Raw genomic sequence first — 18,511 nt, forward strand, 5'->3', positions numbered from 1 at the left:
TGCCCCGCCCGGTCCCCGTCGACGGGCGACCGCCGCGCCGCGGGCCTGCGACCGGGCCGCGTCCCAGCGGCATGCCGTGAGGAAGGACAACATGCCGCACCAGCCTTCTCGTGCCACCCGTCGCGGCCCCACTCCCCCGGTCCCCACCGAGCAAGCGGTGGTCGACTGCGCGGTCTACGTCGACGGGCACCGCCTGCCCGGCCGCTACAGCCACACCGAGGCGGTGGCAGAGGTACGTCGGCGCGGTACGGGATTCGTGTGGCTCGGGCTGCACCACCCCGACGAGAAGCAGATGACGAACGTCTCGCACACCTTCGGACTCCACGAGCTGATGGTCGAGGACGCCGTCCACGCCCACCAGCGCCCGAAGCTCGAGCGCTACGACGACGTGCTGTTCCTGGTGCTGCGCACCGTCAGTTACATCGAGCACGAGTCGGTGACGACCACCAAGGACATCGTCGAGACCGGCGAGATCATGTTGTTCACCGGCCCCGACTTCATCGTGAGCGTGCGGCACGGCGACCACTCCGAGCTCTCGCACGTGCGCAAGCGCCTCGAACGCGACCCCGATCATCTGTCCCGCGGTCCGGCGGCCGTGCTCCACGCGATCGCCGACCACGTGGTCGACTCCTATCTCGCCGTCACCACGGCCGTGCAACCCGACGTCGACGACATCGAGGAACTCGTGTTCACCCCCGACACGCGGATCGCGGTCGACCAGATCTACATGCTCAAGCGCGAGATCGTGCAGTTGCGCCGCGCCGTCGTGCCGCTCGCCGAACCACTGCAGCAACTCATCCGGGCGCCGGGCAACCCGATCCCGAAGGACGTCCGGCGCTACTTCCGCGACGTCGCCGACCACCACACCACGGTGTCCGACCGCATCGCGGCCTTCGACGAGACGCTCGGCACGCTGCTCGACGCGGCGATCGCGAAGGTCACCGTGCAGCAGAACACCGACATGCGCAAGATCTCCGCGTGGGTCGCGATCGCCGCCGTGCCGACGATGATCGCCGGGATCTACGGCATGAACTTCGATCGCATGCCCGAACTGCATTGGCAATACGGCTATTACGTCGTGCTCTCCGCGATCGTCGCGATCACCGTGGGACTGTTCGTCACCTTCAGGCGCAACAACTGGTTGTGACCACCGAACTCGACCGCCCCTCGACACGCGCTGCGCAGGCTGCGCGATCTCCTCGGCGCCACGTGCTCGCCGTCGCCCTCGCGCTGATCCTGCTGCAGACGATCCTCCGGACCGTGGTGGCCGCGACCGGCGAGTTCTACTGGGACGACCTGATCCTCGTCGGGCGCGCGGGGTCGTATCCGCTGCTGTCCGACGCCTTCCTGCGGTATGACCACGACGGTCACCTGATGCCCGCCGCCTTCCTCGTGGCGGGGATCGCCACGGCGATCGCGCCGCTGGAATGGTGGCCGGCGGCGGCCTCGCTCGTGATCGGTCAGTTGCTCGCCTCGCTGGCGGTGCTGCGGGTGCTCTGGTTGCTGCTCGGCCCGCGACGCGCTCTGTGGGGACCGTTGCTGTTCTATCTCCTCACGCCGCTGACGCTTCCGGCCTTCGCGTGGTGGTCGGCCGCGCTCAACGCGTTGCCGCTGCAGGCCGCACTGGCCTGGGTGGCGGGAGATGCGCTGCAGTACAGCAGGACCGGCCGGCGCCGTCATATCGTGAGCGCCCTCGTCGTCACCGCTGTGGCGCTGGTGTTCTTCGAGAAGTCGGTCCTCGTTCCGTTCGCCGCGTTCGCGACGGTCGCCCTCGCACACCACGTCGACGGACTCGTTCGGCCGATCCGCAGCACGTGGGCGCAGGCCCGGCCGTTGTGGCTCGGCTCGGCGGCCGTGCTGGTCGTGTGGGCGGTCTGTTACTCGACGATCGTCGAATCCCGGTTCGGGATCCCGCCGTGGTCGATGGTGGCCGGGTTGACCCATCACGGCATCTCCTACGGGCTGTTGCCGTCGCTGCTCGGGGGTCCCTGGGAATGGGAGCGGTGGAATCCGAGCCCGCCCTGGGCCGATCCCCCGCTCGTGCTCGTCGTGGTCGCGTGGCTCGCTGTCGCGGGCGCCGCAGCGTGGACGGTGCGCCGGCGACGGCGGACGGGGCCCGTGTGGTTCGCTGTGATCGCCTACATCCTGGCCTCGCTCGCGGCGATGATCAGCACCCGCTTCGGTCCGGAGACCACCTACGAACTCGCGCGCACTCTGCGCTACTTCGCCGACTCCGCCGTGGTCGTAGCGATCGCCGCGGCGCTGATCCTGCGCGCCCCGCGACGAGGCACGACGTCCCGTCCTCGTGCCGTGCGTGCGGCCGCCTGGACCTGCGCGGCCGTGTTCACCGTCGGCTCCCTGTGGTCGACCGTGACGTTCGCGCGCAGCTGGTCGGACAATCCGACGGGCGATTATCTCGGGGCGGCGAAGGCGGCGCTCACGGCCCGGCCCGACGAGCCCGTGCTCGATCACCCGGTGTCGGTATGGATCCTGCTGCCCGTCACCTACCCGCACAACCTGGTGGGGTCCGTCTTCTCCGCGCTGCCCGTCCGGTCCGACATCCGCGACCACGCGACCGACCTGTGGGTCCTCGACGATCTCGGTCACCGCACTCCTGCCGACCTGCTGCCGCTGCGCCTCGTCCCGCCCGGCCCCGAGCCCGACTGTGGCCATCGCGTCACCACCGACGCCGTCACGGCCGTGCCGCTCGATTCCCCCGCGGGTGACTGGGAGTGGACCGTGCAGGTGAACTACCGGGCCTCCGCCGACGGCACGATCGACCTCGGCTTCCCCGGCCGCGCATCCGTTCCGGTCCCCGTCACCGAAGGACTCGGGACGGTGTACGTCCGCGTCTCCGGGGACGGGTCGGCGTTGCAGGCGCGCTCGTCCACCCCCGGCACGACCGTGTGCCTCGGTGCCGGATCGCTCGGAGTGGTCGTGCCGCGGGGGTGACGGCGGGCCAGCGTGGCGCGTCCGAGCGCGCGGTCCGTGAGAACCGGGACGGTCACAGACGTGCTTGCGCCCGGCGCGGGTCGCTCAGGTCGATGCCCGCTTCCTCCCACGCCTCGCGCAGCGCCTCGGTTCCCTTCAGCCGCTTCCAGGCCGCCTCGGTACCGGTGATCGGGCGGGCCTCGAAGAAGTGGACCGGATCGGAGGGCTCGGGCAACTCCAGCGACGGCACGTCGGCCGTCTCGAGCAACACCGCGGTGAACGGAGCGCCCGGCCACAGCGGCTCCCCGAGATCGAGCAGGGCGTCGTCGGTGAGGACCACGCCCTCCACGGCGGGCAGCGCAGCGAGCACCGCGAGGGTGCGGTGGACACCGGCGGTGACGCCCTCGTTGTCGCGCAGGCTGAGGACCAGTTCGGCCCGCGGCCCGCGCGTCGGGTCGGCCACCATGTCGGTCGGATCGCCCATCGGATGCCGTGAGCACCCCAGAGTGGCGTACCGCAGGAGCTCTGCACCACGGAAGCGGAGGACCTCGATCGGTTCGAGACCGAGGAAGGTCACCGACGCCGATTCCGGCTCAGGATCCCCCGGCACGGTCAGATGCTCGGTGAGGTGGCTGCGGACGGTGGCGAGAACTGCGTCGGTCACCCCTGCAATGTAGTCCCCGTCCCCGCACATGCGGTTCACACCCGGACCTGTGCACCGCGCGGTACCGTCGAAGCGTGGCTCGCGACACCGGTTTTCCGGTCTCCGATGCCGGCGACGATTTCGCCCGGCAACGCCGGCGCGCCGAGTACGCCCGGCTGATCGCATGGCTGCGCCGCGAACCGGCCGACGTCAACACGGTGCTGCCCTTCGACGACGTCGTCGCAGCCCTCGGACGCCTCGGTGAACGGCGACTCGGGTTGCAGATCATCGAGGTCGCCTCGATCGTCGGCAGCGTCGACCGTGCCGACGACTTCGACCGCCGTTTCCGCCCCACCTCGGCACGCCTGCGCGCCAGGTGGGAACGCATCGCGGCCGCGCGGCGGCGCGGCGAGGCCATGCCCCCGATCTCCGTGTACCGGGTGGGACCGATGCATTTCGTGCAGGACGGGCACCACCGTGTGTCCATCGCCTACGCGCAGGGCGACCGCACCATCGACGCCTACGTCACCGAGATCACCACGAAGGTGCCCGCGGAGGGCATCACCGCCCGTCCCGATCTCGTGCGCAAGGACCACTTCAGGATGTTTCTCGGCCGCGTTCCCCTGCACGGCGCGGCCCAGGACACGATCCGCGTGTCCGACCCGTGGGGATACGCCGAACTGGCCGAGGCCGTCGAGGCGTGGGGTTTCCGCTTGATGCAGGATCTCGGCGAGTACCTCACCCGCGAGGAGGTCGCGCGGCGCTGGTACGAGGAGGAATTCGTCCCCGTCGTCGCGATGGCCCGGGAAGCGGGGATGTTGCGCTCACGCACCGACGCCGAGGTGTATCTGTGGATCGCGAGCGAGCGGTACCGGCTCGTGCGGCGGCACGTGTGGAGCGAAGAGATCGTCGACGAGCTCCGTAGCCGCGCACCCCGCTGACGGCTTCGGTGGATCCGGACCCGTTTTCCGGGGTCGGATCCACCGAAGCCGGTTTGTCAGAGGGTGACGTTCGCGCCGGTCTCCTGATCGAACAAGGCGATCTTCGCCCTGTCGAACCACAACTGCACGGTCCCGCCCTTGGTGGCCTGCGATTCCACCGACAATCGCGCGACCAGCGATTCGGCCGACATGTCGGCGCCGGCGTCGGCGGCGAGTTCGTCGAGGTCCTTCGAGTGCACGCCCGGCCCCTCGGCCGTGAAGTACGCGAACTTGTCGGAGCCCATCGACTCGAGCACGTCGACCTCGGCGGAGAAGGTCACGCCCGTCTCCCGTTGGGTCGGGTCGAGCAGGTCGGTGTCCTCGAAGTGCTCCGGACGGATACCGACGACCACCTCGCGCGACGGATTGTTGCGACGCACGGTCTCCCACCGCTCGTCGGGCAACCGGAACTCGCCGAACGAGGTGCGGATCGAACCGTTCTCGATCTGCCCCGGAACGAAGTTCATCGACGGCGATCCGATGAAGCCGGCGACGAACAGGTTCCGCGGATGGTCGTACAACTCCTGCGGCGCCCCGACCTGCTGCACGATCCCACCGCGCATCACGACGACGCGGTCGCCGAGCGTCATCGCCTCGGTCTGGTCGTGCGTGACGTACACCGTCGTGGTCCCGAGACGCTTCTGCAGGCGCGCGATCTCGGTGCGCATCTGCACGCGCAGCTTCGCGTCGAGATTCGACAGCGGCTCGTCCATGAGGAACGCCTTGGGGCTGCGCACGATCGCACGACCCATGGCCACGCGTTGCCGCTGACCGCCCGACAGGTTGGCGGGCTTGCGGTCGAGATGCTGTGTGAGATCGAGGATCCGGGCCGCCTCGTCGACCTTGCGGCCGATCTCGTCCTTGGACACCTTCGCGAGGGTGAGCGGGAACGCGATGTTGTCGCGCACCGACATGTGCGGGTACAGCGCGTAGGACTGGAAGACCATCGCGATGTCGCGGTCCTTCGGTGCCCGCTCGTTGACACGCTCACCCGCGATGCGCAGCTCGCCGTCGGAGATGTCCTCGAGACCGGCGATCATGTTGAGCGTCGTGGATTTTCCGCACCCGGACGGGCCGACGAGGATGATGAACTCGCCGTCGGCGATCTCGAGATCCACGTCGCTGACGGCCTTCGCTCCGTCCGGATATTCCTTCGTCACCTTGTCGAGCACGATCTCGGCCACGATAGTTATCCCTTCACTGCGCCGGAGGTCAGTCCGGCGACGATTCGACGTTGGAAGATCAGGACGAACACGATGATCGGGATCGTGATGACGACGGCCGCCGCCGCGATCGAGCCGGTCGGTTCCTCGAACTGCGATGCACCCGTGAAGTTCGCGATCGCGGCGGGTGCGGTGATGGACCGCTCGGTGGAGGTCAGCGAGATCGCGAACAGCAGGTCGTTCCAGCAGAAGATGAACACCAGGATCGCCGCCGTGATGATGCCGGGAGCGGCGAGTGGGGCCACGACCTTCCGGAACGCCTGACCCGGTGTCGCGCCGTCCATCTTCGCGGCCTTCTCGAGTTCCCACGGGATCTCCTTGAAGAAGGCCGACAGGGTGTAGATCGCGAGCGGTAGCGAGAAGGTGATGTACGGCAGGATCAGCGCCGCCCACGTGTCGAACAGTCCGAGGCCACGCATGATCTCGAACAGCGGGCTGACGAGGGAGATCTGGGGGAACATCGCGATGAGCAGCGCCACGCCCACCAGAATCTTCTTACCGGGGAAGTCGAGCCGGGCGATCGCGTAGGCGGCCATCGTCCCGAGGATCACCGCGATGACCGTGGCGATCAGGCCGATGCCGATGGAGTTGATCAGCGCGCTCGTGAACGCGTCGGTGCGGAAGATGCCGCGGTAGTTGTCGAGCGTCCACTGCTGCGGGATGAACCGGCCGTCCTGGATGGTGCCGGGCGGCTTGAACGACAGGCTCGCGATCCACAGCACCGGGACGAGTGCGTAGAGCAGGACGATCAGGTTCACCGCCGACCACGACAGGGTCCGTTTCCTGGTCTCGGCCATCATCGGCCCCCTTCGTCCGAGCCGGGCGCGGATGCACCGAACAACTTGATGAACACGAACGCGATGATCGCGACGCACAGGAAGATCAGGACGCTGATCGCCGACCCGATGCCGAGGTTGAAGGCCCGGAACAGATTGTCGTAACCGAGGATCGACACCGATCCGGTGCCGTTGGCACCGCGGGTGAGGACATAGATGTAGTCGAAGATGCGGAAGGCGTCGAGCGTGCGGAAGAGCAGGGCGACGAGGATCGCCGGTTTCATCAGCGGCACGATGATCCGCACCAGACGTGTCCACGCTCCGGCGCCGTCGACCTGCGCCGCCTTGAGCAGATCGTCGGGGACGAGTGCGAGGCCGGCGAGGAGCAGCAGTGCCATGAACGGCGTGGTCTTCCACACCTCGGCGAGCACGATAATCGCCAGGGACGGGATCTGGTCGGTGAGCGGGGCGCTGCCGTCGGGCAGCAGGTTCGCGAGATAGCCCGTGCCCGGGGTCCACGCGTAGTACCAGCTGTAGGCGGCGGCGACGGTGACGATGCCGTACGGGATCAGCACCACCGTGCGCACGATGCCCTTGCCGACGATGGTGCGGTGCATGACGAGTGCGATCGCGAGGCCGAGCACGAACTCGATCGCGACGGAGACCAGGGTGACGAGCGAGGTGACCATGAAGGCCTGCCACCAGAATCCGTCGCTGAGCACCGCGATATAGTTCGACAGTCCGACGAAGCGCCGTTCGTCGGGGAAGCGCAGATCGTAACGCTGCAGACTGAGCCAGACGGCGTATCCCACCGGATAGGCCGTGACGGCGAGCATCACGATCGCGGCGGGTGCGACGAGCAGCAGACCGAGTCGCCGTTCGGCCTTCTTCCCCTCGGACAGCGCTGCTTTCGTCTTCGTCGACGGTCCCTTCGGGGTCTCGTCGGTCGGTGTCGATTCGACGGCGGTCACGGGATCAGTCCTTCCGAATTGACCGCCTTGCGCACCTGCTCGGCGAGTTCCTCGACGGTGCGGGGCGGATCGATCTGGTCGACCGGGTTGAGGGTGGCCGTCACCAGTGTCGAAATGCTCTGGTAGGCCGGTGAAGCGGGACGCACCGCGGCGTTCTCGAGACCGGCGCGGACCTCACGCCAGGCCGGATAGGCCTCCTGGAAATCGGGGTCGTCGTACAGCGCCGCGAGCGTCGGCGGCACGCCGCCACCGATGGCGTTGTTGCGCTGGTTCTCCTCGTTGCGCAGGCACTGCATCGCTTCGAACGCGAGATCCGGGTGGGTACTCGTGCGGGCGACGGCGATGTTGAACCCGCCGATGGTGACCTGGGCGGGCTCGCCGGGGGTCACCGAGGGGTACGGCGCGGGAAGGAAATTCTGCTCACCGTCGACGGTGAGGACCGTGTTGCCGGTGTTCTCCGAGGTGACATTGCCGTTCTCGTCGATGAAGGGCAGGGCCCCCTCGTTCTCCATGATGCCCGGCAGGACGAACGGCCAGTTGACCTGGAACGCGGTGCGCCCGCTCTCCATACCGAGACGGACGGCCGCCTCGTCGGCCTGGTTCAGGGAGGGATCGGCGCCGGGCGCGGTCGCAACGCGCTTCATGATGTCGAGCGCGGTCACCGCCGCGTCGTTGTCGGTGAGGGTGACGGTGACACCGTCCTCCCCCACCACCGAGCCTCCGGCGCTCGAGAGCAAGGTGTTGAACCACACCATCAGCCCCTCGTACTGCCGGCCCTGCACACCGATCCACGACGGCCGGCCCTCCTCGGCGAGGCCGCTCGCAATCTCGATCATCTCGTCCCAGGTCTCCGGAGGTTGCCCGTCCGGCATGAGATCCTTTCGGTACCAGAGCAACTGGGTGTTGGTGTTGAGCGGTGCGGCGTACAGCCGGTCCTGCCAGGTCGCCGATTCGAGGGGACCTTCGAGGGTGCCCTCGGAGACCGCGGCTGCAACATCGTCGGGCAGCGGCAGCGCCCACCCGGCCTCGGCGAACTCGGCCGTCCACACGACGTCGAGGGTCATGAGGTCGAGCCCCGGGTCGTTACCCGTCAGCCGCCGCGCCAACTGCAGTCGCTGGTCGTCGGCGTTCTTCGGAAGTGTCCTCTGCTGCACGCGATATCGGCCGCCCGCCTCCGCGGTGCACACCTCCGCGGCCTGCGCGTACTGCTCGGCACCGTCGGCGGCCGTGTAGAAGGACAGGACGACACCCTCGTCGTCGCTGCCGCACGCGACCAGCCCCGATGCCAGGAGCACAGCAGCCGCGGAAGCTGTGACCGCTCGGCTCGTCCGCCGACTCTTGCCCGACCGTCTCATGCGCGACTCCGCTCGCATCGGGGACCTCGTGATCCGACGATAACGCCCGTACCGGCCAGCCGTAGCAAAACGAGCAGGGCGTACATCCGGAACGGAATCGGCACGACGACGAGGTCAGAAGGAGGTCCCCGAGAAGGGTGCCTGGGGCCAGGAGAACAGCAGGTCAGCGGTGTCGACGGCCTCGGGCCGGTGCACCCGGGCGCGCCCCGCGTCGACCATCCGGTGCCAGCCCTGCCGGCCGAGCAGGAGCGCACCGAGGTCGGCGATGTCGATCGTCAGGTCGGCCGGTCCCGCGGTGCGCGCCACGCCGTCGGCGGAGATCTCGAAGACACCGGCGTTGTCGGTCAGCACCGGATCGGTCACCTCCACGGTCACCGAGCCGAAGCCTCGGTAACTCCGCGCCGACAGCGCCCGATCGAGGTCGAGGATGCGCAACCACGTCTCGTCCGAGACCGAGCGGAAGTGCACGGCACGCGCGTCGCCGAGCATGAGCGGGAGTTGATCGTCCTGCGGAAGTGCCGCGAACCGCAAGGTGTCGACCAGGTCGAGGTCGAGCAGGAACCGGATCAGGCCGGCGTACGCCGCGGGCGAGGGGGCGAAGAAGTCGTCGACCACGACGGTGCGGTTGCGACTGGTGAACCACCCCTGCGTGTCGACGGGGTGGTACCGGACGAAACCGTCCTCCTGTCCCGGTTCGCCGTGCACCGCCACGTACATCGGATCGGTGAGCGAGTCGGCCCGCCACCGGCGCGAGTTCCACCAGTACTCCGACCGATCGATCATGCCGGGGCGCGGCGGCAGATGACGGGAATGGATCTGCGCCAGCACGTCCCACGCCTCCGGATAGGTCAGCAGACGCACCGCTCCGGACTCGGGCACGTCGGGACGCAGTGCGGCACCACGCACGTCGACGTCGACGGACACCGAAGTCGAGGCGACGCCGTAGCCGAACCGGCCGTAGATGGTCGCTTCGGAGGCACGCAGCGTCGCGAGGATCTCACCGCGGTCGCGCGCGTCGCTCAACTGCCGGTGCACGAGTCCGGAGATCACGCCGCGACGCGTGTGGGTGGGCAGCACACCGATGTGGGTGACCGCCGCGTGCGGCACCCGGGCGCCGCCGGGCAGGGTGAGATTTCCGCTCGTGGCGTCGACTGTCCCGACGAGCATGCCGTCGAGGAAAGCACCCCACGTGCGGCCGGCCTCGAGGTAGCGGCTCACCGTCCCGTCGGGAACCTCGGGCCACGAGGGCAGACCCACCATCGCCGTGCGGAACAGCGCGGACGCCTCCCGCAGTTCGGCTTCCGACTCCAGAACTCTGATCTCCGGTTCCGTTCGCTCACCCATGGAACGACACTATCGACCGCGAACTTGCACCGCGGGTGAACGGCCGTGACGTTCGGTACACCGGCTCCGGGCGGGTAGGTTTCCAGCGTGCGACGCGAGTGGGATCCAGCAGACACCGGGGTGCTGCAGCTGCCCTCCGGCCGACTCGTGCGGGGACGCGGGATGCGCAGACCGGTGTTCGGCGAGCCGTTTCCCGACTTCGGGGTGTATCTCCTCGGCCGCCCCCCGGCAGCACCGTTCGAATGGGAGTCGCGGTGGATCCACTGGCCCGACTTCCGCACGCCACGCGACCCGGAGGACGCTCTCGCCATCCTGTACGAGGCGTGGATCCGCGCGGGAAGACAGCGGGTGGAGATCGCGTGCGGGCGTGGACGCGGCCGCACCGGCACCGCACTGGCGTGCCTCGCCGTCCTCGACGGGCTCTCCCCGGAGGAGGCGGTCGACTTCGTTCGGCGGCACTACCATCCGCGCGCGGTCGAGACGCCCTGGCAGCGTAAATTCGTCGCGCACGCGAAGGCGCATACCTGACAGCTCAGTTCTTCGTCCGGGCGAGGTCGACCTCGGCGGCCGAGACGGCACGTTCGGCGGCGACCACCCGCTTCTTCGCCTCGGCGGCGGCGCGGCGCGCGAAGGTGCGTTGCTGCTCTGCGTGTTCGAGCTTCGCCCGCAGCTCGGCGACCTCCTCCTCGTGACGGGCCAGCTCCTGCTCTGCCGCCGACGCGGCTTCGCGCGCTTCCTCGGCCGCGTTGTGCGCCGAGTCGAGAGCGGCAGCGGCCTCGTCGATCTCCGCCTCACGAGCCGCCTGCTCCGCCTTCTCACGCTCCGTGGGTTCGCGCTCGCCCTTGCTCTTGCGTGCAGACTTGCCCGCTGCCGTCCGGTCGTCCTCGTCGTCCTCCTCCGACCCTCCGCGGACGACGGTGAGCGGCATCGCCGACAGGTCGCCGAAACCGTCGGACTCGACGATCGCGTCGAGCCGGCCCTGCCGGACCTGCTCCCCGATGCCGGGATCCGACAACGCGGCGTTGAGGGTGCGCCCCACCTCACGCAGTGCGCTCTCCGAGACGGTGCGGCCGCGGTCGGCGGCGAGCCGACCCGCGTCGCGCTCGAGCGCGGCGACCACCCGGCGACGCTGCTCCGACAGTTTCCGCATCTCGCTGCCGGACAGTCGTCGTTGCGCGGTGCGCAGGGCGGATCCGATGTCGAGCAACGCCGCGAGTTCGTCGGCCCGTTCGCGGGCGAGCAGGTTGACCATCCAGGCCGCGACCGTCGGTTTGCGCAGTCTGCCGATGGCCGCCGTCAGCTCGCGGTCGCCCGCTTCGCGTGCCTGCGCCGCGAATTCGGAGCGGGCCGCCACGAAGTCTCCTGGGTCGAGGCCGTAGAGGGCATCGGCCACCGAATCGAGGTCGGGCATGGGATCGACAGTAGTGGCGCGAGGCCGATCACGACGAGTGCCGTTCTCGGCGAACGCGCGACCGCGAGACGATCAGATGGCGAGCTTGGCGAGGATGTCGCGCGCCTTCTCGGCGGTGGGCGGCTGGCACAGCACGTCGTAGCGGCCGGCGACGAGCTGCATGGTGGACGAGAAGTCGCGCTGACCGCGGGTCGCGGCGTACGGGATGCTCGCCGAGATGAGGCCGAAGATGATGCCGCCGACGAGGCCGACGAGCAGCGGGCCGAGGAAGTCGGTGGAGAAGATGCCGAGCAGGAGACCGAAGAACACGCCGAGCCATGCGCCCGAGACGATGCCGCCGCCGATCACCTTCGGCCACGTGAGCCGACCGGTGACCCGTTCGACCTGCATGAGATCGACACCGACGATGGTGACGTCCTCGACGGAGAAGTTCTGATCGGCCAGGTGGTCGACCGCCCGTTGCGCCTCGGCATAGGTCGGGTACGAACCGACGGGCCAGCCCGTGGGAGGTGTCGGCAGACCGGGTACCTGGCGACCGGGTCCGAGGGGATTCGTCATGTCGTTTCGGCTCCTTCGCGATGCGCGCCGACGGTCGCGGCGCCGGTCTCCATTCTGCCTCGACGGGGACCGGCACGCCGCGATGGTTCGCCCGATATGTTCTTTTTCCTGGTCGTTCCCGTCAGGAGGCCGGCGGCTCGAACTTCTGGGTGCGCTGCAACCCCGCGGCCCGGCCCTTCGCGGAGATCACGAGGGCCATCTTCCGGCTCGCCTCGTCGATCATCTCGTCACCGAGCATCGCGGCACCGCGGGCGCCGCCCTCGGCCGAGGTGTGCCACTCGTAGGCGTCGAGGATCATCTCGGCCTTGTCGTAGTCCTCCTGCCGGGGGCTGAAGACCTCGTTGGCCGCGTCGATCTGGCTCGGGTGCAGCACCCACTTGCCGTCGAAGCCCAGGGCGGCGGTGCGCTGCGCCGACCGGCGGAAGGCGTCGACGTCGCGGATCTGGAGGTAGGGGCCGTCGATGGCCTGCAGCCCGTGCGCACGCGCGGCCATGAGGATCGTCATGAGGATGTGGTGGTAGGCGTCGCCGACGTCGTAACCCTCGGGCTGCTCACCGACGACGAGGGTGCGCATGTTGATGCTCGCCATGAAGTCTGCCGGACCGAACACGAGTGTCTGCACGCGCGGGCTCGCCGTCGCGATCTCGTTGATGTTCGTCAACCCGATGGCGTTCTCGATCTGCGGTTCGATACCGATCCGTCCCGCCTCGAGACCGTGGGCCTTCTCGACCTGCGTGAGGAGCAGGTCGAGCGCCTTCACGTGGCTCGCGTCGGGCACCTTCGGCAGCAGGATCGCGTCGAGATTCGCGCCGGCACCACCGACGACCGTCGCGACGTCGAGATAGGTCGCGTCCGTGGTCCAGTCGTTGACGCGCACGACCTTGATCTGGTCGCCCCAGCCGTCCTCGTTCAGAGCTTCGACGATGGTGCTGCGGGCCTGCTCCTTGGCCAGCGGCGACACCGCGTCCTCGAGATCGAGGAAGATCTCGTCGGCGGGAAGGCCCTTGGCCTTGTCGATCATCTTCCGGCTGCTGCCGGGAACCGCGAGTACCGATCTTCGGGGCCTGAACGAAAACGACATGACCTGACCAGACCTCCGAGTTCCGGGAACAGCGTGGGCACGCTCTAGCCTGGCAATCATGGCAGCAGTGAGCAAGGTCTTCGTCGCGCGGCTGGCCGGACTGGTCGTTCTCGGCCCCGACGGCGAGTCCATCGGCCGCGTCCGCGATGTCGTGCTGACCATACGAGTGGGGCGTCAGCCTCCTCGTGCGCTGGGGCTCGTCGTCGAACTGCCCACCCGCAAGCGGATCTTCGTCCCGATGCTGCGCGTGACCGCGATCGAACCCGGTGCGGTCACCCTCGTCACCGGCAACGTCAGTCTGCGCCGGTTCACCCAGCGGCCCTCGGAAGTGCTCGCCCTCGGTCAGGTCCTCGATTCGCGTGTGCGCGTCGACGACCCGGAGCTGCCGGACCTGATGGGTGTCGACGCCGTCGTGGTGGATCTGGGGCTCGAGCTCATGCGCACCCGCGACTGGGTCGTCGCCCGCGTGGCGGTGCGTCGCCATCGCGGCCGGCTCGCGCGCCGCTCCCCCATCCACATCGTGGAATGGCCGCACGTGCACGGACTCACCCAGCAGGCACTGTCGATGCCTGGACAGGGTGTCGCGCAGTTGCTCCTGCAGTTCGAGGACATGCGCCCGCCGGACGTCGCGAACGCCCTGCGCGACCTGCCGATCAAGAGACGCACCGAGGTCGCCGCGGCGCTCGACGACGAACGCCTCGCCGACATCGTGCAGGAGCTACCCTCCGACGATCAGACCGACCTGCTCACCCAGCTCGGCCTCGACCGGGCGGTCGCGGTGCTCGAGGCGATGGATCCCGACGACGTCGCCGACCTCCTCGGTGAGCTGCCCGCAACGGACGCCGAGTCGTTCCTGCAACGCATGGACCCCGAGGACTCCGAGCCGGTGCGCCGCCTGCTCGAGCACTCCCCCGACACCGCCGGTGGTCTGATGACCCCCGAGCCGGTCGTGCTGACGCCGGCGACCACGGTGGCCGAAGCGCTCGCCCGCGCCCGTAATCCGGATCTGAGTCCCGCCCTGGCGTCGATGGTCTTCGTCGTGCGGCCGCCCACCGCGACGCCCACCGGCAAGTACCTCGGCTGTGTCCATCTGCAACGATTGCTCCGGGAACCGCCTGCGAGCCTGGTGGGAGGGGTCGTCGACGACGACCTGCCGCGCCTGGCCCCCGACGACGCCCTGACCACCGTCACCCGGTACTTCGCGACGTACAACCTGGTCTGCGGTCCGGTGGTGGACGACGAGGGGCACCTGCTCGGCGCGGTGAGCGTCGACGACGTGCTCGACCATCTGCTGCCGGAGGACTGGCGCGAGGAGGACATCGAGGATGAGTGACCGCAGCACGCAGGGCCGCTCGCGCCTCGAGACCCCACAGGCGTCGAGGTTCCGCTTCAACTTCGACGCCGAGGCGGTGGGCCGGGTCAGCGAGTCGATCGCCCGGTTCCTCGGAACGGGCCGTTATCTCGCCATCCAGACGATCGTCGTCATCGTGTGGATCGCCCTCAACATCGCCGCGGTCGGACTGCAGTGGGATCCCTATCCCTTCATCCTTCTCAACCTGGCCTTCTCGACGCAGGCCGCCTATGCGGCGCCGTTGATCCTGCTGGCGCAGAACCGGCAGGAGAACCGCGACCGCGTATCTCTCGAGGAGGATCGCGCCCGCGCCGAGCAGACCAAGGCCGACACCGAGTTCCTGGCACGCGAACTCGCGGCTCTGCGACTCGCGGTGGGTGAGGTCGCGACCCGCGACTATCTGCGTCGCGAACTCGACGATCTGCGCGCCCTGCTGATCGACGACGAGAACGAGGACGACGCCGGCACTCCACGCACCCGCGGGCCCCGTCACTGAGGGACCCCGTCCTGTTGTCCGGCACGCCCCGTTGCACACAACCCGACACCCTTCTGTAACCTTCGTCACATCAGTCGGACGGACGATCGGAGGAGGGTGATCGCGTGCGGTGGAAGGTCGCGCTGGCGATGCCGGTGATCGTCGCTGCCGGACTCGCGGCGACAGCGTCGTCGGCGACGGTGGTGGCGGAGACGACGTCCGCCGAGACCGAGCCGAGCGCCGCTCCGGCGGTGGGCGTGCTCCCCGGCGAGGTGCGCGAGGCGCAACCGCTGCGCAGCCCGAGCGACCCGCTCACCCAGCTTCCGCCCGAAGCCGTGGCCGCGGCAGGGGGTGCGGCGGCCCTCGGCGACGGGCCGCTCGCGATACCCGAACTCGTCTTCTACGCCTATCGCGCGGCCGAGATGCAGCTGGCCATCGACTCTCCCGACTGCGGCCTGCCGTGGAATCTGCTCGCCGCCGTCGGGCGCCTGAACTCCGGACACGCGGACGGGGGACGCACCGACATCCTGGGCACGCTGACCGCGCCGGTCGTCACCCCGGAGGGGCTGCTCGGGCCGATGCGCCTGGCCCCCGCGGTGTGGGAGCAGTACTCGGCCGACGGCAACGCGGACGGCACCGCCGATCCACAGAACATCTTCGACGCGACCCTGGCCGCCGGTGCCCGGATGTGCGCGGAGGGCGGAAACCTGCGCGAGCCGGACGGGGAGGCGCGGGCGGTGGCGTCGGTCGATCCGTCACCGGACTATCTGGCGAACGTCCGGCACTGGTCCGGTGCGTATTCGAAGGCCGCCGAGGTGGCTCCCGCCGATCTCGCTCCGATCCCGGCGCGGCCCGTTCCGAACGCCGCGGATGTCGCGGCCCCCGCGCCGGCTCCGGCGGTCACCGCGCCCGCTCCGGAGGCGACACCTCAGCCGCCCCAGCAAGCGCCCGCCGACACTCCGGCTCAGCAGGCACCCGAACAGAACATCCCGGCTCCGCCGCCGATGCCGGAGTTGCCCGAACTCCCCTGCCTGGTGCCCGCCTTCTGCGAATAACTCCCGGCACACACGTGAGGTGACGCCACGCGCGACACGCGTGTCGTCATCTTTTTCTTTCACCCCACCCGACCTACCGGACCAGCACGGACGGGCCACAGCAGTACGCATACACCCCCGTTACATCACGTTTGAGTAACGGAAAGGCATCGAATGCTGTAGCCTCGGCCCGGCACGTAACGAAGGTGTCTCGTTCCGAGGCACCCGAGGGAGGGTTATCCATTGGGCCGCCACGCCAAACCGTCGGATTCGAAGCTTCGGCGAAATTCCGTCATCGCGATGACCGGACTCGTTCCGGTCGGACTGGTCGCCGCAGCCGCGACCACCGCGGGTGCGTCGCCGCGAGCGCTGATGGGTGCAGCTCACCACGAGACCGAGCCGACGGCGTCGTCGACCGACTCGGCCGACCTCGCGAACGCGATTCCCGAAGCGGTCGCCGCCGTGCAGACGATCATGCTCGAGCCCGAACCGGCACCCGTGCGCACCTTCAAGGCCGCCCCCCAGCCGGAACCCGAGCCCGAGGTCCTCCACGAGGGCCCCCTCGGCATCCCCGGCATCAACTACGCCGCCTACCGCAACGCCGAGCGCATCCTCGCCGAGGAGAATCCCGCCTGCGGCATGCACTGGACGCTCCTCGCCGGCATCGGCCGCGTCGAGTCCGGACACGCCAACGGTGGTCATGCCGACGCCAAGGGCAACCTGCTCGAGCCCGTCATCGGACTGCCGCTCAACGGCAGCCTGCCCGGCCAGGCCGTCATCCACGACACCGACGGCGGCGCCCTCGACGGCGACACCGTCTACGACCGCGCGGTCGGGCCGATGCAATTCATCCCCACCACGTGGAACCAGTACGCGGGCGACGGCAACGGCGACGGAGTCTCCGATCCCCAGAACCTGTACGATTCGACACTCACCACCGCGAAGTACCTGTGCGACGGTGGCCTCGACATGCGCAACCTCGCGCACTCGACGAAGGCGATCCACCGCTACAACAACTCGATGGCCTACGTGGCGAACGTGCTCGCCTGGTCGACGGCCTACTCCACCGGCATCGACCCGAGCCCCGCGGATCTCCCCCGCATCCACTGAGGTCCGGAGAGGGTCGTCGGGTCACCCCGGACCGAAGGCGGTCGTCGGGTCACCGTCGACCCGTATCCGGTCGCGAGCGGCGTGCCGCCTACCATGGGCGTCATGGCAGTCAGTGAGTCCGACGTCCGCAGTGCGCTCGCACGGGTCCAGGACCCGGAGATCCGCAAGCCCATCACCGATCTCGGAATGGTCAAGAGCATCGAGATCGGCGCCGACAGCAGCGTCGATGTGGCGATCTATCTGACCACCGCCGGGTGCCCCATGCGCACCGAGATCTCGGAGCGCGTCACCAAGGCCGTCGCCGACGTCGCCGGCGTGGGCGAGGTCCGGGTGACCCTCGACGTGATGAGCGACGAGCAGCGCACCGAGCTCCGCAAGTCGCTGCGCGGCGACTCCACGGAGCCCGTCATCCCGTTCGCCCAGCCCGGTTCGCTCACGCGCGTCTACGCGGTGGCCTCCGGCAAGGGTGGTGTCGGCAAGTCGTCGGTCACCGTCAATCTCGCCGCGGCGATGGCCGCGCGCGGACTGTCGGTGGGTGTGCTCGACGCCGACATCTACGGTCACTCGATCCCCCGCATGCTCGGCACGTCCGCCAAGCCCACGCAGGTCGAGCGGATGATCATGCCGCCGATCGCGCACGACGTGAAGACGATCTCCATCGCCCAGTTCACCGAGGGCAACACCCCGGTGGTGTGGCGTGGCCCGATGCTGCACCGCGCGCTGCAGCAGTTCCTCGCCGACGTCTTCTGGGGCGACCTCGACGTCCTGCTCCTCGACCTGCCGCCCGGCACGGGTGACGTCGCCATCTCCGTCGCGCAGCTGATCCCCAACGCCGAGATCCTCGTCGTGACGACGCCGCAGCAGGCAGCCGCCGAGGTCGCCGAGCGCGCCGGTTCCATCGCGCTGCAGACGCGTCAGCGCATCGCCGGCGTGGTGGAGAACATGTCGTGGCTCGAGCTGCCCGACGGCACCCGAATGGACGTCTTCGGCAGCGGCGGCGGTCAGGCCGTCGCCGAGCGGCTCACCCGCGCGGTGGGCGCGACGGTGCCGCTGCTCGGCCAGATCCCGCTCGACCCGGCAGTGCGCGAGGCCGGCGACTCCGGTACCCCGATCGTCCTCGCGGCGCCCGACTCGGCGCCCGCGGTGGCGCTCGAGGAGATCTCCGACAAGCTCGCCGTGCGCAGGCGCGGACTGGCCGGCATGTCGCTGGGAATCGACACCACGCGTCACCTGTAAGAACCCGATATCGATCGAGCCCCCGCCGTGCT

At 69.1% G+C, this 18,511-nt stretch carries 18 protein-coding genes; 9 read left to right on the top strand and 9 right to left on the bottom strand.

Annotated features, from left to right (window positions below; all coding sequences use genetic code 11):
* The first annotated feature begins 91 nt into the window (after positions 1–91).
* Together QR64_RS16675 and QR64_RS16680 are read left to right on the top strand one after the other, a co-directional pair.
* A complete protein-coding gene (locus tag QR64_RS16675; RefSeq protein ID WP_037215783.1) occupies positions 92–1,147 on the top strand; it encodes a magnesium and cobalt transport protein CorA in 1,056 nt (351 codons plus the stop codon).
* Positions 1,144–2,952 carry a hypothetical protein gene (locus QR64_RS16680; RefSeq protein ID WP_006554309.1) on the top strand — a complete coding sequence of 603 codons (1,809 nt, stop codon included), beginning with the start codon at positions 1,144–1,146 and terminating at the stop codon, positions 2,950–2,952. The genes QR64_RS16675 and QR64_RS16680 overlap by 4 nt, the downstream gene beginning before the upstream one ends.
* Positions 2,953–3,004: 52 nt before the next feature.
* Here the strand turns inward: QR64_RS16680 and QR64_RS16685 are convergent, their stop codons facing one another.
* On the bottom strand, positions 3,005–3,595 hold the full coding sequence (locus QR64_RS16685; protein WP_024103453.1) for a suppressor of fused domain protein: 591 nt from the start codon (positions 3,593–3,595) through the stop codon (positions 3,005–3,007).
* A gap of 74 nt (positions 3,596–3,669) precedes the next feature.
* On the opposite strand from QR64_RS16685, the gene QR64_RS16690 reads away from it, so the two are divergent.
* Positions 3,670–4,515 carry a hypothetical protein gene (locus QR64_RS16690; protein WP_006554307.1) on the top strand — a complete coding sequence of 282 codons (846 nt, stop codon included), beginning with the start codon at positions 3,670–3,672 and terminating at the stop codon, positions 4,513–4,515.
* Positions 4,516–4,571: 56 nt separating this feature from the next.
* Here QR64_RS16690 and QR64_RS16695 read toward each other — a convergent pair whose 3' ends face one another.
* From QR64_RS16695 to QR64_RS16715, 5 genes are all read right to left on the bottom strand, one after another.
* Positions 4,572–5,738 carry an ABC transporter ATP-binding protein gene (locus tag QR64_RS16695; protein WP_006554306.1) on the bottom strand — a complete coding sequence of 389 codons (1,167 nt, stop codon included), beginning with the start codon at positions 5,736–5,738 and terminating at the stop codon, positions 4,572–4,574.
* A 5-nt stretch (positions 5,739–5,743) separates the two neighbouring features.
* Positions 5,744–6,574, bottom strand: a complete 831-nt coding sequence (locus tag QR64_RS16700) for a carbohydrate ABC transporter permease (RefSeq protein WP_006554305.1) — start codon at positions 6,572–6,574, stop codon at positions 5,744–5,746.
* Complete coding sequence (locus QR64_RS16705; protein ID WP_152640967.1) at positions 6,574–7,455, bottom strand: carbohydrate ABC transporter permease; 882 nt, start codon at positions 7,453–7,455, stop codon at positions 6,574–6,576. Before QR64_RS16705 ends, QR64_RS16700 begins: the two co-directional genes overlap by 1 nt.
* Before the next feature lie 65 nt (positions 7,456–7,520).
* Positions 7,521–8,879: an ABC transporter substrate-binding protein gene (locus QR64_RS16710; protein WP_052227348.1), complete on the bottom strand. Its 1,359-nt coding sequence runs from the start codon at positions 8,877–8,879 to the stop codon at positions 7,521–7,523.
* A 114-nt stretch (positions 8,880–8,993) separates the two neighbouring features.
* On the bottom strand, positions 8,994–10,223 hold the full coding sequence (locus QR64_RS16715; protein WP_006554302.1) for a GNAT family N-acetyltransferase: 1,230 nt from the start codon (positions 10,221–10,223) through the stop codon (positions 8,994–8,996).
* 87 nt (positions 10,224–10,310) lie between these two features.
* On the opposite strand from QR64_RS16715, the gene QR64_RS16720 reads away from it, so the two are divergent.
* Positions 10,311–10,751, top strand: coding sequence for a protein-tyrosine phosphatase family protein (locus QR64_RS16720; RefSeq protein ID WP_039586300.1), 441 nt, complete (start codon positions 10,311–10,313; stop codon positions 10,749–10,751).
* A gap of 4 nt (positions 10,752–10,755) precedes the next feature.
* Here QR64_RS16720 and QR64_RS16725 read toward each other — a convergent pair whose 3' ends face one another.
* From QR64_RS16725 to QR64_RS16735, 3 genes are all read right to left on the bottom strand, one after another.
* Entirely contained in the window at positions 10,756–11,634 is an 879-nt protein-coding gene (locus QR64_RS16725; protein WP_039586302.1) for a hypothetical protein, read from the bottom strand.
* 72 nt (positions 11,635–11,706) lie between these two features.
* Positions 11,707–12,192 (bottom strand): general stress protein, encoded by a 486-nt coding sequence (locus tag QR64_RS16730; RefSeq protein WP_006554299.1) that lies wholly within the window; start codon positions 12,190–12,192, stop codon positions 11,707–11,709.
* A gap of 121 nt (positions 12,193–12,313) precedes the next feature.
* Positions 12,314–13,273 carry an HpcH/HpaI aldolase/citrate lyase family protein gene (locus QR64_RS16735; protein WP_006554298.1) on the bottom strand — a complete coding sequence of 320 codons (960 nt, stop codon included), beginning with the start codon at positions 13,271–13,273 and terminating at the stop codon, positions 12,314–12,316.
* A gap of 58 nt (positions 13,274–13,331) precedes the next feature.
* On the opposite strand from QR64_RS16735, the gene QR64_RS16740 reads away from it, so the two are divergent.
* From QR64_RS16740 to QR64_RS16760, 5 genes are all read left to right on the top strand, one after another.
* Entirely contained in the window at positions 13,332–14,606 is a 1,275-nt protein-coding gene (locus QR64_RS16740) for a magnesium transporter MgtE N-terminal domain-containing protein (protein ID WP_006554297.1), read from the top strand.
* A complete protein-coding gene (locus QR64_RS16745) occupies positions 14,599–15,120 on the top strand; it encodes a DUF1003 domain-containing protein (protein ID WP_006554296.1) in 522 nt (173 codons plus the stop codon). The genes QR64_RS16740 and QR64_RS16745 overlap by 8 nt, the downstream gene beginning before the upstream one ends.
* Before the next feature lie 104 nt (positions 15,121–15,224).
* Positions 15,225–16,154, top strand: coding sequence for a hypothetical protein (locus QR64_RS16750; protein WP_039586303.1), 930 nt, complete (start codon positions 15,225–15,227; stop codon positions 16,152–16,154).
* A gap of 222 nt (positions 16,155–16,376) precedes the next feature.
* Positions 16,377–17,243, top strand: a complete 867-nt coding sequence (locus tag QR64_RS16755) for a lytic transglycosylase domain-containing protein (protein WP_006554294.1) — start codon at positions 16,377–16,379, stop codon at positions 17,241–17,243.
* 102 nt (positions 17,244–17,345) lie between these two features.
* Positions 17,346–18,479, top strand: coding sequence for an Mrp/NBP35 family ATP-binding protein (locus QR64_RS16760; RefSeq protein WP_024103442.1), 1,134 nt, complete (start codon positions 17,346–17,348; stop codon positions 18,477–18,479).
* Positions 18,480–18,511: the final 32 nt, after the last annotated feature.

This window comes from Rhodococcus sp. Chr-9, from assembly GCF_000801125.1.
GTDB classification, from domain to species: Bacteria; Actinomycetota; Actinomycetes; order Mycobacteriales; family Mycobacteriaceae; genus Rhodococcus; species Rhodococcus pyridinivorans.

Excerpts from the sequence above, each read along its gene's own strand:
- QR64_RS16710 (WP_052227348.1), bottom strand. The coding sequence starts at position 8,879 with ATGAGACGGTCGGGCAAGAGTCGGCGGACGAGCCGAGCGGTCACAGCT.
- QR64_RS16675 (WP_037215783.1), top strand. The coding sequence starts at position 92 with ATGCCGCACCAGCCTTCTCGTGCCACCCGTCGCGGCCCCACTCCCCCG.
- QR64_RS16715 (WP_006554302.1), bottom strand. The coding sequence starts at position 10,223 with ATGGGTGAGCGAACGGAACCGGAGATCAGAGTTCTGGAGTCGGAAGCC.
- QR64_RS16745 (WP_006554296.1), top strand. The coding sequence starts at position 14,599 with ATGAGTGACCGCAGCACGCAGGGCCGCTCGCGCCTCGAGACCCCACAG.
- QR64_RS16735 (WP_006554298.1), bottom strand. The coding sequence starts at position 13,273 with ATGTCGTTTTCGTTCAGGCCCCGAAGATCGGTACTCGCGGTTCCCGGC.
- QR64_RS16700 (WP_006554305.1), bottom strand. The coding sequence starts at position 6,574 with ATGGCCGAGACCAGGAAACGGACCCTGTCGTGGTCGGCGGTGAACCTG.
- QR64_RS16760 (WP_024103442.1), top strand. The coding sequence starts at position 17,346 with ATGGCAGTCAGTGAGTCCGACGTCCGCAGTGCGCTCGCACGGGTCCAG.
- QR64_RS16740 (WP_006554297.1), top strand. The coding sequence starts at position 13,332 with ATGGCAGCAGTGAGCAAGGTCTTCGTCGCGCGGCTGGCCGGACTGGTC.
- QR64_RS16725 (WP_039586302.1), bottom strand. The coding sequence starts at position 11,634 with ATGCCCGACCTCGATTCGGTGGCCGATGCCCTCTACGGCCTCGACCCA.
- QR64_RS16730 (WP_006554299.1), bottom strand. The coding sequence starts at position 12,192 with ATGACGAATCCCCTCGGACCCGGTCGCCAGGTACCCGGTCTGCCGACA.